Source organism: Paenibacillus chitinolyticus, assembly GCF_045038035.1.
Taxonomy (GTDB): Bacteria; Bacillota; Bacilli; order Paenibacillales; family NBRC-103111; genus Paenibacillus_F; species Paenibacillus_F chitinolyticus_A.
Genome location: NZ_CP173427.1, coordinates 1221947 through 1235185, shown reverse-complemented (window position 1 = coordinate 1235185; position 13239 = coordinate 1221947). Strand labels below are relative to the sequence as shown.

13 protein-coding genes and 1 riboswitch are annotated in these 13239 nt (G+C 56.3%); of the genes, 4 read left to right on the top strand and 9 right to left on the bottom strand.

The window, feature by feature from the left end:
• Nucleotides 1-137 precede the first annotated feature (137 nt).
• From ACI48J_RS05735 to ACI48J_RS05715, 5 genes are all read right to left on the bottom strand, one after another.
• Nucleotides 138-914: a carbohydrate ABC transporter permease gene (locus tag ACI48J_RS05735; RefSeq protein ID WP_326054277.1), complete on the bottom strand. Its 777-nt coding sequence runs from the start codon at nucleotides 912-914 to the stop codon at nucleotides 138-140.
• Nucleotides 915-1075: 161 nt separating this feature from the next.
• The gene (locus tag ACI48J_RS05730) at nucleotides 1076-1966 is read right to left on the bottom strand and encodes a carbohydrate ABC transporter permease (protein ID WP_016423545.1); all 891 of its coding nucleotides are present in this window, start codon (nucleotides 1964-1966) and stop codon (nucleotides 1076-1078) included.
• 91 nt (nucleotides 1967-2057) lie between these two features.
• The gene (locus ACI48J_RS05725; RefSeq protein WP_326054226.1) at nucleotides 2058-3380 is read right to left on the bottom strand and encodes an ABC transporter substrate-binding protein; all 1323 of its coding nucleotides are present in this window, start codon (nucleotides 3378-3380) and stop codon (nucleotides 2058-2060) included.
• 92 nt (nucleotides 3381-3472) lie between these two features.
• Nucleotides 3473-4300, bottom strand: coding sequence for an HAD-IIA family hydrolase (locus ACI48J_RS05720; protein ID WP_405082094.1), 828 nt, complete (start codon nucleotides 4298-4300; stop codon nucleotides 3473-3475).
• 394 nt (nucleotides 4301-4694) lie between these two features.
• Nucleotides 4695-5297: a glycerol-3-phosphate responsive antiterminator gene (locus tag ACI48J_RS05715; protein ID WP_405083184.1), complete on the bottom strand. Its 603-nt coding sequence runs from the start codon at nucleotides 5295-5297 to the stop codon at nucleotides 4695-4697.
• Between the two features lie 204 nt (nucleotides 5298-5501).
• Nucleotides 5502-5691, top strand: a riboswitch (Lysine riboswitch).
• A 122-nt stretch (nucleotides 5692-5813) separates the two neighbouring features.
• On the opposite strand from ACI48J_RS05715, the gene ACI48J_RS05710 reads away from it, so the two are divergent.
• On the top strand, nucleotides 5814-7268 hold the full coding sequence (locus ACI48J_RS05710) for an amino acid permease (protein WP_326054220.1): 1455 nt from the start codon (nucleotides 5814-5816) through the stop codon (nucleotides 7266-7268).
• A 98-nt stretch (nucleotides 7269-7366) separates the two neighbouring features.
• On the opposite strand, the gene ACI48J_RS05705 is transcribed toward ACI48J_RS05710, so the two are convergent.
• The 3 genes from ACI48J_RS05705 to ACI48J_RS05695 form a co-directional block, all read right to left on the bottom strand.
• Nucleotides 7367-8902, bottom strand: a complete 1536-nt coding sequence (locus tag ACI48J_RS05705; protein WP_405082092.1) for a cation acetate symporter — start codon at nucleotides 8900-8902, stop codon at nucleotides 7367-7369.
• A 30-nt stretch (nucleotides 8903-8932) separates the two neighbouring features.
• Entirely contained in the window at nucleotides 8933-9244 is a 312-nt protein-coding gene (locus ACI48J_RS05700; protein WP_326054217.1) for a DUF485 domain-containing protein, read from the bottom strand.
• Between the two features lie 92 nt (nucleotides 9245-9336).
• A complete protein-coding gene (locus tag ACI48J_RS05695) occupies nucleotides 9337-9663 on the bottom strand; it encodes a hypothetical protein (protein ID WP_405082091.1) in 327 nt (108 codons plus the stop codon).
• Between the two features lie 212 nt (nucleotides 9664-9875).
• Between ACI48J_RS05695 and asd the strand changes: the two genes are divergently transcribed.
• Nucleotides 9876-10667 (top strand): archaetidylserine decarboxylase, encoded by a 792-nt coding sequence (gene asd, locus ACI48J_RS05690; RefSeq protein ID WP_009676406.1) that lies wholly within the window; start codon nucleotides 9876-9878, stop codon nucleotides 10665-10667.
• A gap of 24 nt (nucleotides 10668-10691) precedes the next feature.
• A complete protein-coding gene (locus tag ACI48J_RS05685) occupies nucleotides 10692-11945 on the top strand; it encodes an MFS transporter (protein ID WP_326054215.1) in 1254 nt (417 codons plus the stop codon).
• A 73-nt stretch (nucleotides 11946-12018) separates the two neighbouring features.
• Here the strand turns inward: ACI48J_RS05685 and ACI48J_RS05680 are convergent, their stop codons facing one another.
• Complete coding sequence (locus tag ACI48J_RS05680) at nucleotides 12019-12144, bottom strand: hypothetical protein (protein ID WP_326054213.1); 126 nt, start codon at nucleotides 12142-12144, stop codon at nucleotides 12019-12021.
• Between the two features lie 223 nt (nucleotides 12145-12367).
• Between ACI48J_RS05680 and ACI48J_RS05675 the strand changes: the two genes are divergently transcribed.
• A complete protein-coding gene (locus ACI48J_RS05675; RefSeq protein WP_405082090.1) occupies nucleotides 12368-13183 on the top strand; it encodes an alpha/beta fold hydrolase in 816 nt (271 codons plus the stop codon).
• The last annotated feature ends 56 nt before the right edge of the window (nucleotides 13184-13239 follow it).

Below are 13239 nucleotides of genomic sequence, written 5' to 3'. Positions count from 1 at the left end.
AACATAATGCCATCATTCGGCCAAAAATAAAACAGGCCGCTATTGGGTTAGCGGCCCTGTTTTATCGTAAAATCACACCGGCATGGCGGTGAAACGGACGTGTTCCTTGCTGACATACCGGTTTCTCGCACATGAGGTTACTTGATGCCGGACTGCATAAAACTGTTCATAAACTGGCGCTGGAACAGCAGGAATCCGGCCAGAAGCGGCGCAATCACGATCAGCGTCGCCGCACTCACCTCGGCCCACTGCGCTCCGGTCTCGAACGATTGGGCGAAAATAGCCAGACCGACCGTCAGAGGACGGTTTTCTACCGAGTTCGTCACGATAAGCGGCCAGAGGAAGTTGTTCCAGTGATAGCTGACCGATACGAGGGCAAATGCCACGTAAGACGGCCGGGCAAGCGGCACATAGATGCGCCACAGGATCTGCCACTTCGAGCACCCCTCCATCACGGCCGCTTCATCCAGCTCGGGGGGAATCGTCTTGAACATCTGCCTCAGCAGAAAAATACCGAAAGCCGAAGCGAAATACGGAAGCATGATCCCCAGCTTCGTATCGAGCAGGTTCAGCTCCTTGAGCACGTTATAGTTCGGGAAAACGAGCACATCGGCCGGAATCATGATCTGCACGAGAAACAGCATGAATACAAATTCTTTGCCTTTGAAGTTCAGCCGGGCGAACGCGAAGGCCGCCATCGTAACGGTGAGCAGCTGAACGACCAGAATGCCTCCGGTGATGAGCAGCGTGTTGCCGTAGTACAGCCCGAACGGTGCGGCCGACCAGACATGCTGGAAATGCTCCAGCGTAAAATCCCACGACAGCGTGGGATTGATCACGGAATCTTTGGGCCGGAATGCGGTCCACAGCATCCAGACCAGTGGTACGATCCAGACGAGCGCAACGAGAAACATAAGCGCATTCAGCCAGAAATCGAGGGTCAGCGGTCCGCGTGCAAACAGCCTGCGTCTGGCGGATGCGGGCTTTGCCGTCCCGCCCCGGCGCGAAGCTTCGGGTGCCGCTGTCCCGGCGGTTGTGGAAGTCATGAGTTCCACCCTCCTTTTTTAGCGCGAAATTAACGGTAATGAATGTTCTTGTCCAGTCCGAAATACTGGAGCGCCGCAAGCGCCATCAGCAGAACGATCATCACCATCGTCAAAGCCGAGGCCAGCCCCTGATCCCAGAAGCTGAAAGCCGTATCGTAAATATAGAAAAGAAGAAGGTTGCTTGCGTTGTCGGGTCCGCCCTTGGTCATGATGAACAGGTGATCGACCAGCTTGAACGAATTCGTCAAAGCCACGATCATGACAAACAGCGTCGTCGGCATAAGGAGCGGAAACGTAATTTTACGAAAAACGGTCCAGCGTCCGACCCCGTCCATTTCGGCGGATTCGTACAAGTCCTTCGGAATATTCTGCAGGCCGGCGAGATAAAAAATCATCAGATATCCCGCTTCTTTCCAGACGATCATTGCAATCATCGCCCACATGACCGTGTCCTGGCTTCCCAGAATATTGACCGCCTGGGATTGCCCCAGCCAGCCCATCGCTCTGCTGAGCAGCCCGTACTGCGGCGTATAAATGAACAGCCACACGTTGGCGATGGCGATCATCGGAATCATGTTCGGGTAAAAGAAAGCCGTGCGGACGAAACCTTTCGCCCGGAGCGCCTTATTGGCGAACGCCGCCATGACCAGCGCGAGCGCGATGGCCGTCGGCACCGTGCCCAGCGCAAACCAGACGTTGTTGCGGAGTACTTTCCAGAAGACGGCATCTTCCGCCATGTGCTTGTAATTGTCGAGACCCGCAAAAATCGGCTGCGGCGTAGCCAGATCAGCCTGATAGAAGCTTAAGATCAGCGTCTTGAGCATCGGATAAAACGTAAAAAGAATAAGAAACACCAGCGACGGCAGCAGAAGCAGCCACGCAAACCCGTTTTCTTTCCAAACCGCGACTTTCCCGGTCATTGTCTTCCCTCCCTGCGGTTTCCGGCCGGTTGAATAAAGAATCGGCAGAGCCAAAGGAGACCCTGCCGACCGCATTTCCGCTCCGGCCCGCTTACTTGTTGAACGGCGCCAGCGCCTTGTCCGCTTCTTCCTGAGCTTTTTTCAGCGCAGCCGCCGGTTCCGCCGCTCCGGTAAGCACCGCTTGAAGCTGATCGCTCAGCGCCTTGGACACTTTACCGTTGTTGTGCGTGGACAGCTCGGCTGCCGCATGCTGGAGCTGATCGCGGGCGACAAGCGCCGGCGGGAACTCCGCTACGTACTTTTTCATCACGTCGGTTTCATAAGCGGACTTGCGCACGCCCACGTAGCCGGTTTCGATACTCCATTTGGCCGCACGCTCCGGCTCCGTCATAAACTTGACGAACTTCCAGGCCGCTTCCTGCTTCTTCTTGTCGATGTCTTTGAAAATGTAGAAGTTGCCGCCGCCCGTCGGGCTTCCGTACGATTTCTTCTGCGGCAGGAACGTTACGCCGAAATCGAACTTCGCGTTTTTCTTCACATTCGTCAGGTTGCCTGTCGTGTGGTACATCATCGCGGTTTTACCGGCGATAAAGTCGGACGGCACCGTTGCCCACTCCGTTACGCCTTCCGGCATAATTTTGTCCTTGCGGGCCATGTCGGACCAGAATTGAAGCCCTTCGGCATTTTCTTTTGTATCGAAAAAGACTTTCTTGCCGTCTTCGCTCATCAGGTTCTTGCCGTTTTGCAGGGAGAATGTCTGCATCATCCAGTAAGCGAACCCGGATACCGGAATTTCAAGCCCCCAGCGGCCTTCCTTCTTCAGCTTCTTGCCGTATTCGGCCATCTCTTCCCATGTTGTCGGCGGCTTGTTCGGATCGAGACCCGCTTCCTTGAACATGTCCTTATTGTAGTAAAGGACGATCGTGCTGCGCTGGAACGGAATGCTGTACGTTTTGCCGCCCGTCTGGGAGTTGGCCAGGAAAGCCGGGTAGAAATCCGACAGCCAGTTCTTGTCTTCTTTGGCGATAAATTCGTCCAGCGGAATGATCGCGTTCATATCCAGCAGGCTGTAAAGCTCCGTCGACAGGTTAACCGCTACGTCCGGAGGCGTTTTACCTTGTACGCCCGCCTGTGTTTTCACGGTCGTATCCGCATAGCTTCCGGTGTACACCGGCTTCACGGTGATATCCGGGTTTTCTTTTGTAAAATCGGCCGCCATCGCTTCGATCGTTGCCGTCAGAGGGCCGCCTACGGCGATCGGGTAGTAGAACGTCAGCTCTGTTTTCTCTTTGGGCTTATCCGTTCCCGCCCCCGGGGTGGTGCTTGCGTTCGTTTCCGCTTGAGGCTTGGCGCAGCCCGCCATCAAACTTGCCGTAAGCAGTGTCAACACACTCATTTTCGCGATTGTCCGCATTGGATAGTCTCCCCCAAATAAAATGTTTTCGGTTTTTGCAGTTCGCCGTGCTTGTCCCAATGTAACACTCCATTTCCACCGCTGCGTTAACGTTATGTAATGGGGATGTTAAATATTTCTTCGTCGGACGGCTTCGTGAACGCCTCCAGTGTCGGTACGATCCAGTCCGGCATGACCGTCCCCGCTCTCACCTCCTCCAAAGTCGCCGCGCCCGTCAGCACGAGCGCGGTGCGCATGCCGCTGGCAAGGCCCAGCCGGATGTCCGTCTCCAGACGGTCGCCGATCATGACGCACCGGTCTGCGGTCTTGCCGGCTCTGCGGAGAGCGACCTGCGCATAGTGCAGCGACGGCTTGCCCGCGACGACCGACGCGCGGACGCCCGAGGCCGCTTCAATCGCGGCCGTCATGGCCCCGGTGTCGGGCAGCTCGTCGCCTTCCACCGGACAGAACGTGTCCGGGTTGCAGGCGATGAGCTCCGCCCCGGACCGCAGCGCCCTGGACGCGGCATGCAGCTTCGCATAGTCGAAGCGCCGGTCCATGCCGACGACCACGTGCGTCGCCTCCGGCGGCGTCCGCACGACGCGGATGTTCCTCGCGTCCAGCTCCGCGATCAGCGCTTCCTCGCCGACGGCGAGCACCCGGGCCTGCGGAGCTTGCTCCGCCAGGTAGGCGGCGGCCGACGCCGCTGCGGTTACGACCTGCTCGTCGCGGACGTTTAGACCCAGCCCCCGCAGGCGGCGGCCGCAGTCCGCGGCCGTCTGCGTCGTCGTGTTGGTCAGGAAGCCGACCGTCTTGCCGGCTCCCTCCAGCGAGCGGAGCAGCTCCGCCGCTCCGGGAAGCAGGCGGCCTCCGAGGAAGATCGTCCCGTCGAGATCAAAAAAATAAGCTTCTGCATCGTTCCATTCTGTCAGGCCCCGCAAGCGTTTTTCCTCCTTGAACACCTCACCGGCCGGAAGAAGACAACCCAAAAAACCCTTCATCCAATACGCGCCCGGAACAGGAAACTACCGCACGACCGGAGCCCGTTAGTTAACGGAACTTCCGCCGTGCCATGCCCTGCGGCGAATATTGCATAAAGGGTTTTCTCCTCATCTCAACCCTTGCCGATTCAGTTGGTTCTCTCTATGTTTCTACTTTATCCGCCAAGTGTTAGCTCTGTATGAACGCGATTTTAAAGATTTGTAAAGACAAAAGGTACACGCGCGCGCCGAGAGCCGTTCGCGATGTGACAGCTCCCTCCGCGTAAAGCGGCAGCCGCCGGTTGCTTGGTTTGCCGCACCGATCCTCGGCCGATCCCGAAACGGGCGCGCCCGATTACCGGGCAAACGCCTCATCCGTACGCGGCCGCTTCGTTTCCTTCACCCACAGAGCCCGGCTGCCCATGGAAACCGCCGCAGCCCCCGCCTGTAAAGCCGTTTCAATCTCTTCATGGTGGTGGATCAACCCTCCCGCTATGACCGGTACGCTCAGCCTTTCGCTGACTTCCGTAATAACGCGCGGTATCAGTCCCGGCATAATCTCCACGGCGTCGGGTCCGCTCTGCTGGACGTTGGCGATGCCGTTCTCCAGAGCCGCCGAATCGATCAGGAACAAGCGCTGAACGGCTGCCAAACCATTCTTTTTCGCGTGCTTGATCAGATGCGTTTTCGTGGAAATAATACCGGTCGGCCTGACCTTCTCGGCCAAATATTTAATAATGATGGGATCGCTTCCGAGACCGGCTATAAAATCGACGTGCAAAAACACTTTTTTGCCGCTGTCGATCACCTGCTTCACATAATCCTGTACGGTAAACAAATCACCGACCAGCAGAAAAACAACCGGCAGGTCGCTTGCGCACGCCAGTTTCAAATCCTCCGAATGCCGGACGGCCGCGATGATGCGTCTCGGTCCCAGATTTCCGATTCCTTTATCCATAGTCACCCTTCTTTCTCCCGTCCCCTTTATCGTAGCCCCGCCCTGTTTCGCCAGTATTAACGGCATGTTTTTCCCTTGTAAATTCAATTGGAAAATTTTTTGTATCCGTTTCCAGTTTCTCCTATTGCCACTATTCCTCTTTTTATCTATACTGAACGATGTACCTTTTTACAAAAACTTAATAGCAAGTTCCTCATCCAATTTCGATGAGGTAGAGGTTGCGGGTGCTAGGAGTATGCCGGGGGAGACGAGAGAGACGTCAGCGAAGCCGGGAGAAAGGAGCAGCCGCCGAAATTCGGGCCGTTTCTCTTGCGTCCGGATTGGGTCCGTTCCCGAACAGGGGCGGAACTGTCACTGCCGCCCTTCCAAGCAGCAGTGTTGCGCTATCTTCATGGAAAGGCGAGATAGAAGCAGCAGCCGCGAAAAATCCTTTTCGGGGCTCTTTGTGGTTTCCTCTTAATTAACCGTCGGTTAGCGCATCGGCAAGAAACAATTTTATTCACAGGGGTGTTCCTTATGAAACAACCGAACTCCGGTTCCGAGACAACGGAACTTAAGCGCGGCCTTAAAGCCAGACATTTGACCATGATTTCGCTTGGCGGTTCCATCGGAACCGGACTCTTCCTGGCCAGCGGCGGAGCGATTCATTCCGCAGGTCCCGGCGGCGCTTTAATCGCTTATGCGGCCATCGGCATCATGGTTTACTTTCTCATGACCAGTCTCGGGGAGCTGTCGGCCTACATGCCGGTATCCGGCTCCTTCTCCACCTACGCTTCCCGCTTCGTCGATCCGGCGCTGGGATTCGCGCTAGGCTGGAACTACTGGTTCAACTGGGCCATCACGATTGCCGCCGAGCTTTCCGCGGCCACGCTCATTATGAAATTCTGGCTGCCCGACAGTCCCTCCATTCTATGGAGTCTGCTGTTCCTGGTGCTGATGTTCTCCCTGAATTACATGTCTGTCCGCGGATACGGGGAGTCCGAATACTGGTTCGCCCTGATTAAAATCGTGACCGTCATCGTATTCATCATCGTCGGAATTCTGATGATTTTCGGCATTATCGGCGGCGAGTCCGTCGGGTTCAGCAACTTTACGCTGGGAGACGCTCCCGTCAGCGGCGGATTTATGGCCATACTCGGCGTGTTCATGGCCGCGGGCTTCTCGTTCCAAGGAACAGAGCTTGTCGGCGTGGCGGCCGGCGAAAGCGAGAACCCGCGCGAGAACGTGCCCAAAGCGATCCGCACCATTTTCTGGCGTATCCTGCTGTTCTATATTTTCGCCATCTTCATCATCGGCCTGCTCATTCCTTACACAAGCGACAACCTGATCAGCGGCGACGTCGAAAATATCGCGATCAGCCCGTTCACACTCGTGTTCGAGAAAGCCGGTCTGGCATTCGCCGCCTCCGTCATGAACGCCGTCATCCTGACGTCCGTTCTGTCCGCCGGCAACTCCGGCATGTACGCGTCCACGCGGATGATCTGGACGCTTGCCCGCGAAGGCAAAGCGCCGCGCTTCCTCGCCAAGCTCGACAAGCGGGGCTTGCCGGTGGCCGCTCTGATCGCGACGGCAGCCGTGGGCATGTTCGCTTTCCTCGCCTCCATGTTCGGCGACGGGGTCGTGTACATCTGGCTGCTCAACGCCTCCGGCATGTGCGGGTTTATCGCCTGGCTCGGCATCGCCGTCAGCCACTACCGCTTCCGGCGCGCCTATAAGGCGCAGGGCCGCGACCTGCGCGATCTGCCGTACCTGGCGAAATGGTTCCCGTTCGGCCCCATCTTCGCCCTGATCGTCTGTATCGTCGTGATCCTCGGCCAAAACTACTCGGCGATCTCGGAGAGCGGTGTCGACTGGGCCGGCCTGACCGCCTCTTACATCGGAATTCCGCTTTTCCTGATCGTCTGGATCGCTTATAAAGTCAAGAAGAAAACGAAAGTTCTCCGCCTCGAAGAATGCCGTTTCGACGATTAAGCGCGGCGGCGCGCACAGCACATAGCGCATAGCCAAAGAACCTCCCGTCCGTCAAGGACCGGGAGGTTCTTTGCTGTGTCGGGCATTTTGCCGCCCGCTTACATGTTGATATTGCCGACGTTGGCTTTAACGACAATCTCGTCGAATTTGGCGCCGGACGATTTTTTCTTCGACAGGACCGTTCCGAGTATTGCACCCAGGAATCCGAGGGGAATGGAGATGATGCCCGGGTTCGTCAGCGGGAACAACGGCGTGCCCACGAAGATGGCTTTGCCCGCTTCCGGACTCCATACGCTCGGGCTCAGGGCCACAAGCACCAGGGAAGAGATCAGACCGACGAGCATGCCCGTTACCGCACCCGCCGTGTTGAAGCGCCGCCAGAAGACGGTGAACAGAATGACCGGCAGATTGGAGCTGGCGGCGATCGCGAAGGCGACGGACACGAGGAACGCGACGTTCAGCTTGGATGCGGCCAGCGACAAGATGATCGAGAGGATGGAGACGCCGACGGACGCCCAGCGGGCTACCTTCATCTGCTCGGCCTCCGTAGCTTTTCCCTTGCGCACGATATGGCTGTAGAAGTCATGCGCGAACGCGGAAGCGGCGGAGAGAACCAGACCGGTGACGACGGCCAGAATCGTCGCGAACGCGACGGCCGCGATAAAGGCGAAGAAGAAATCGCCGCCTAGCGCCCGGGCCAGGAGAGGCGCCGCCATGTTGCCGCCCTTGTCTTCCGCGATGATGTTATCGTATCCGACAAACGCGGCCGCACCGAAGCCGAGGAACAGCGTCAGTACGTAGAAGATGCCGATGATCCAAGTTGCGTACACGACGGAGCTGCGCGCGGTCGGAGCGTCCTTCACCGTGAAGAAGCGGATCAGAATGTGCGGCAGACCGGCCGTACCGAGCACAAGCGCCAGGTTAAGCGAGAGCGTGTCGAGCGGAATTTTATATTTGTTTCCGGGGTCCAGAAACTTCTCTTTAAGAGGAGTAACGGCTTTCAGCTGATCGAACATTTCGGTAACGCTGAAGTTAAACTTCGAGAACACGACAATCGAAAGAATAAAAGTTCCGCCCATCAGCAGCACGGCTTTGACGATCTGCACCCACGAAGTGGCGGTCATCCCGCCGAATACGACGTAAACGGTCATCAGCAGGCCCACAATCAGCACGGACGTCGTGAAATCGAGTCCCAGCAGCAGCTTGATGAGCGCCCCCGCGCCCACGAGCTGGGCGATCATATAGAACGTGGAGATCGTGATCGTATTCAAAGCCGCCACACCGCGGATTTTTTTTTCGTTGAAACGGGCGGCAATCATATCCGCCACCGTATACTTCCCGAGATTGCGGAGAGGCTCCGCTACGAGGTAGAGAACGACCAGATACGCCACCAGAAACCCGATGCTGTAAAAGAACCCGTCAAAGCCGGCCAGCGCGATCGTGCCCGCGATTCCGAGGAAAGAAGCGGCGGACATGTAATCCCCTGCGATGGCCAGCCCGTTCTGCCAGCCTGTCAAACCTCCGCCCGCCGTATAGAACTCATCGGTCGAGTTGGTTTTTTTGGCCGCAAAATATGTAATCAGAAGTGTGATCGCCACGATGCCCAGAAATAACCAGAATGCCGTCAAATTCACTTGATTTCCCTCCAATTATGAGAAATAAGATCAGCCTTTCATTTGCTGCCGGATTTGCTGCACCATCGCATCGAATTTAGCGGCCCGGCGCGAGTAAAGAATGCACAGCACCCAGGTCATGATAAACTGCGCAAAGGCAAATACCCACGCCCAGGAGACGGAACCGAATGCAGGTGTATTAAGCACGGTGGTGTAAGAGGTGAGAATCGGGAGCGTAAAATAAAAGGCAAAGAAGAACAGGGAGAGCGGTAAAATGAATTGTCTTTTTCGTTTCAATAAAGTTTGGAACTGGCTGGACTGCGCAATTTCCGTGTAGTTGAGCTCCTTGGCTCGCTTTTTCATTTGCTTCCTCCTCCTAAATTTGTTTTCTCTGTATCGGTAAGCGCTTTCATTAATCCAACCTTATTATATATAACCTTTACATTTTGTACCAGTTATTTTTTCGCTAGCTCCCCGGTTTGGCGCTTCTTTATTCTCCCTGAAAAAATTCCTTCTACTATAAGCCGCTGAAGCGCATACAGGCCGAGCCACCCGCCGCTGGCCAGAAAGAAAGGATTCAGGAACACCTTATGCACGCTTGTCATAAAAACCGTGTTGTTTACGAGAATCTCCGCCACGGTTATTCCCGCAATACCGGAAAAAAGCACAAGTGCCGCGTAAGCCAAGGCATCTATAATAAATTTGGCCCCGGCCACTTTATTTTGAAGCCAAACGAGCAGCCACGGAACGGCAACAACCGTTCCCCACACCAAAACGGACATAGGTCTTCCTCCTTTTTTAATCAGCTTGGGCAGCCTTGGTCCGAATCATACCTGTCTGCGCGAGGATAATGGCACGGTCCCGGCGAAAAGCCGCGTTTGGGGCTGTTGAGCGCCCGAAATCGCCGGGTCGCGGCAATTGTCAAAACGTTCATTCTATGGCAAGATAAAACGAAGACTATAGTCAACGTACAGATAGGAGCATTGAACCAAGCATGAAACCTTTGTTTCGACTTATGACGGAACTCTCATCCCGCAAATGGATTTCCCGGATGACCGGTTCGTTTTCCAAATCTCCGCTCAGCCGCTCCCTTATTCCTTGGTTTGCCAAGTCTTACGGCATTCCCGTAGAAGAAGCGGAGAAGGCAATCGGGGAATACGCGACACTCAACGAGTTCTTCACCCGCCGCCTGAAACCCGGACTCCGTCCGGTCGATACGGACCCGGCCGCGCTTGTCAGCCCGGTAGACGCCGTTATTACCGGCTACGGTCCCGTAGAGGCGGGCCGCATGCTCAGCGTCAAGGGGCAGGATTACACCGTCGAGGAACTGCTCAACCGCTCCCCGCGTACGATCAATTACGAGAAGGGCTTTTTTATGGTGCTTTATTTAAGCCCGACGGACTATCACCGTATCCACTCTCCGGTTACCGGCGAGATCCTGGAGAAAGAACATGTTCCGGGCAAGGTGTATCCCGTGAACGAATTCGGCCTGCGCCATATGACACGCGTGCTCAGCCGCAACGAACGTCTCATCACCGTGATGGAGCATGAAGCCGGGGAGATTGCCGTAGTCAAAGTCGGCGCGCTCAACGTCAGCTCCATTCAGTATGTGGAAGGCCTTCCGTCTCACCTGCAGGCGGGCGACGACCTCGCTTATTTCGAATTCGGCTCGACCGTTGTGCTCGTCACCGAGAACGGTATCCTGACGCCGCGCTCCGATCTCCAGGTGGGCAGCAAAGTCCGCATGGGCGAACGGATCGGTACGCTTAAGCAATCCACACACTAGCTTCTCGAAAGGAGTGCGTGCCCTATGGCGTCGCAGGCGACAGTCAATGCCGGCACAGCACGACCCTCAGCAGGAATCCCTACGTCGAAACCGACGGTTTATAAGGTACTCCTTGCCATCAGTCTCGTGCATCTGTTCAATGACTCGATTCAGTCGGTTATCCCGGCTATCTATCCGATTTTAAAAGACAGCATGACGCTTTCGTACGCCCAGATCGGATGGATCTCGTTCTACTTCAATCTGACCGCTTCCATCATGCAGCCGGTCATCGGCATGTATACCGACCGGAAGCCCAAACCCTACATGCTGCCGCTCGGCATGGCCTCCACCTTCCTCGGCATGCTCCTGCTCGCGTTCGCGCCTTCGTACGCGTTTGTGCTGCTGGCCGTATCGCTGGTGGGTCTGGGGTCGGCGGCTTTCCATCCGCAGGGCTCGAAGGTCGCCCACCTGGCCGCTGGCTCCCGCAAGGGACTGGCCCAGTCGATCTTCCAGGTCGGCGGCAACGCGGGGCAATCGCTGGCTCCGCTGCTGACGAAGTGGATCTTCATCCCGCTGGGCCAGTTCGGCTCGATCTGGTTCACCCTCGTGGCGGGCGCCGCCATGCTCGTGCAAACCTTTATCGCCCGCTGGTATAAGGGTGTGATCGAGGCCGGAGCCGTGACGGCGAAGAAGACCGTGCAGCGCACGATGGACCCCGCCAAGCGGAATAAGATCGCCGCCGCGATCGTCGTGCTGGTGTTCCTGGTCTTTATCCGCTCGTGGTACTCGGCGGCCATGACGAGCTATTACGCCTTCTATTTGCGCGATGTCGTCGGCACGACCATCGACCAGGCGCAAATCTATATTTTCCTGTTCCTCGCCGCAGGCGCGCTCGGAACGTTCTTCGGCGGACCTCTCGCCGACCGGTTCGGACAGAGAACCGTCATCTTCGTCTCGATGTGCGGCGCGGCTCCGCTGGCCGCCCTCATCCCCTACGTCGGTCTGGGATGGGCAACCGTGCTGCTCGTGCTGACCGGATTCATCGTGTTCTCCAGCTTTTCCGTCACCGTCGTGTATGCGCAGACGCTGATTCCGGGGAAAGTCGGCATGGTATCCGGCCTGATTACGGGCTTCGCGTTCGGCATGGGCGGGATAGGAGCGCTCGTTCTGGGCAACCTGATCGACGCGCACGGGATCAGCCTCATCATGAAGCTGTCCAGCCTTCTGCCGATTCTCGGCATCTTAACGCTCTTTCTTCCGTCAGACCGCAAGCTGCGTGAATGGTCCGCAGAAGTATAAGCATAAGCCAAAACCGGTATTCCCTCGGGGAATACCGGTTTTTTGTCATAAAGGTGTTTATTCGTACTATGATTCAACCCAACCATTCGTTTAATGCCAAGATCGTGAAAGCGATCAGCGATAAGAGATAGAACGCCCCGATCCCGATCGCCACGGCGGCCCCCGCGATTTTTGCAAACACTAAAAACGCTCTTCTCATCCAACTCCCCTCCTTCGCTTATTATGTACTACGTCCGTTCCCTCCGCAATCGCTCAAGCTGGTAGAAATATCGTCCAAACCTTCACACATACACTAGAAAATGCGGATATTCTTTAAACACCGACCGGTGTTCGGTTCATAAGAGTTGCGGTCTCTTTCATGCAATCAATCCCCGTTCCCGTTCACCGTCCTTATTTATTTTTCTTCAAAGAGGAGGCGCAGCATGGGCATCTATATCCCCGTAGAGCAGGGAGTTAACCTTTATGTCGAGGATTTGAACCCCGGGGGCCGCGGCAAAACGATTCTGTTCATTCACGGCTGGCCGCTTAACCACACGATGTTCGAGTACCAGTTCGATCAGCTTCCCAAAGCCGGATACCGCTGTATCGGCGTCGATTTGAGAGGGTTCGGCAAATCCGACCGCCCTTGGGGAGGCTATTCCTACGACCGGATGGCGGACGATATCCGCCGTGTGATCGAGGCGCTTAGGCTCGAAGGCATTATATTGGGCGGATTTTCCATGGGAGGAGCCATTGCGATCCGGTATATGGCCAGACACGGCGGGTTTGGCGTTTCCAGGCTGGCTCTGTTCGCTCCGGCGGCTCCACTATTTACCAAACGTCCGGACTTCCCGTACGGCAATTCAATCGAAGAGCTGAACCATTTCATAGAAGGAACCTATACCGACCGCCCTAAAATGCTCGAAGATCTCGGCGGCCGTTTTTTTGCCCGGTATGTGTCGGCCCCTCTTCAAAACTGGTTTCACGGGATCGCCCTGTCATCCTCCGGGCACGCGACCGCCATGGGGGCGGCTCTTTTGAGAGACGAGGATCTGCGTCCCGATCTGTCCAAGATTACGGTGCCCACCGTGATTTTCCAGGGGGCGCAGGACATGATCTGTCCCTATCCGTTAGCCCAGGCGACACAAGCGGGCATCAAGAACTCGGAGCTCGTGCCGTTCGCGTACAGCGGACACGGCTTGTTTTACTGTGAAATGGGCAAATTCAACCGGGAGCTGATGCGGTTCGCCGGTTCCTAGTCATCCGGTTCGTTATTCGGTTCAGCCGGCTCTTGGCACAGGGTGAAAAGACATTT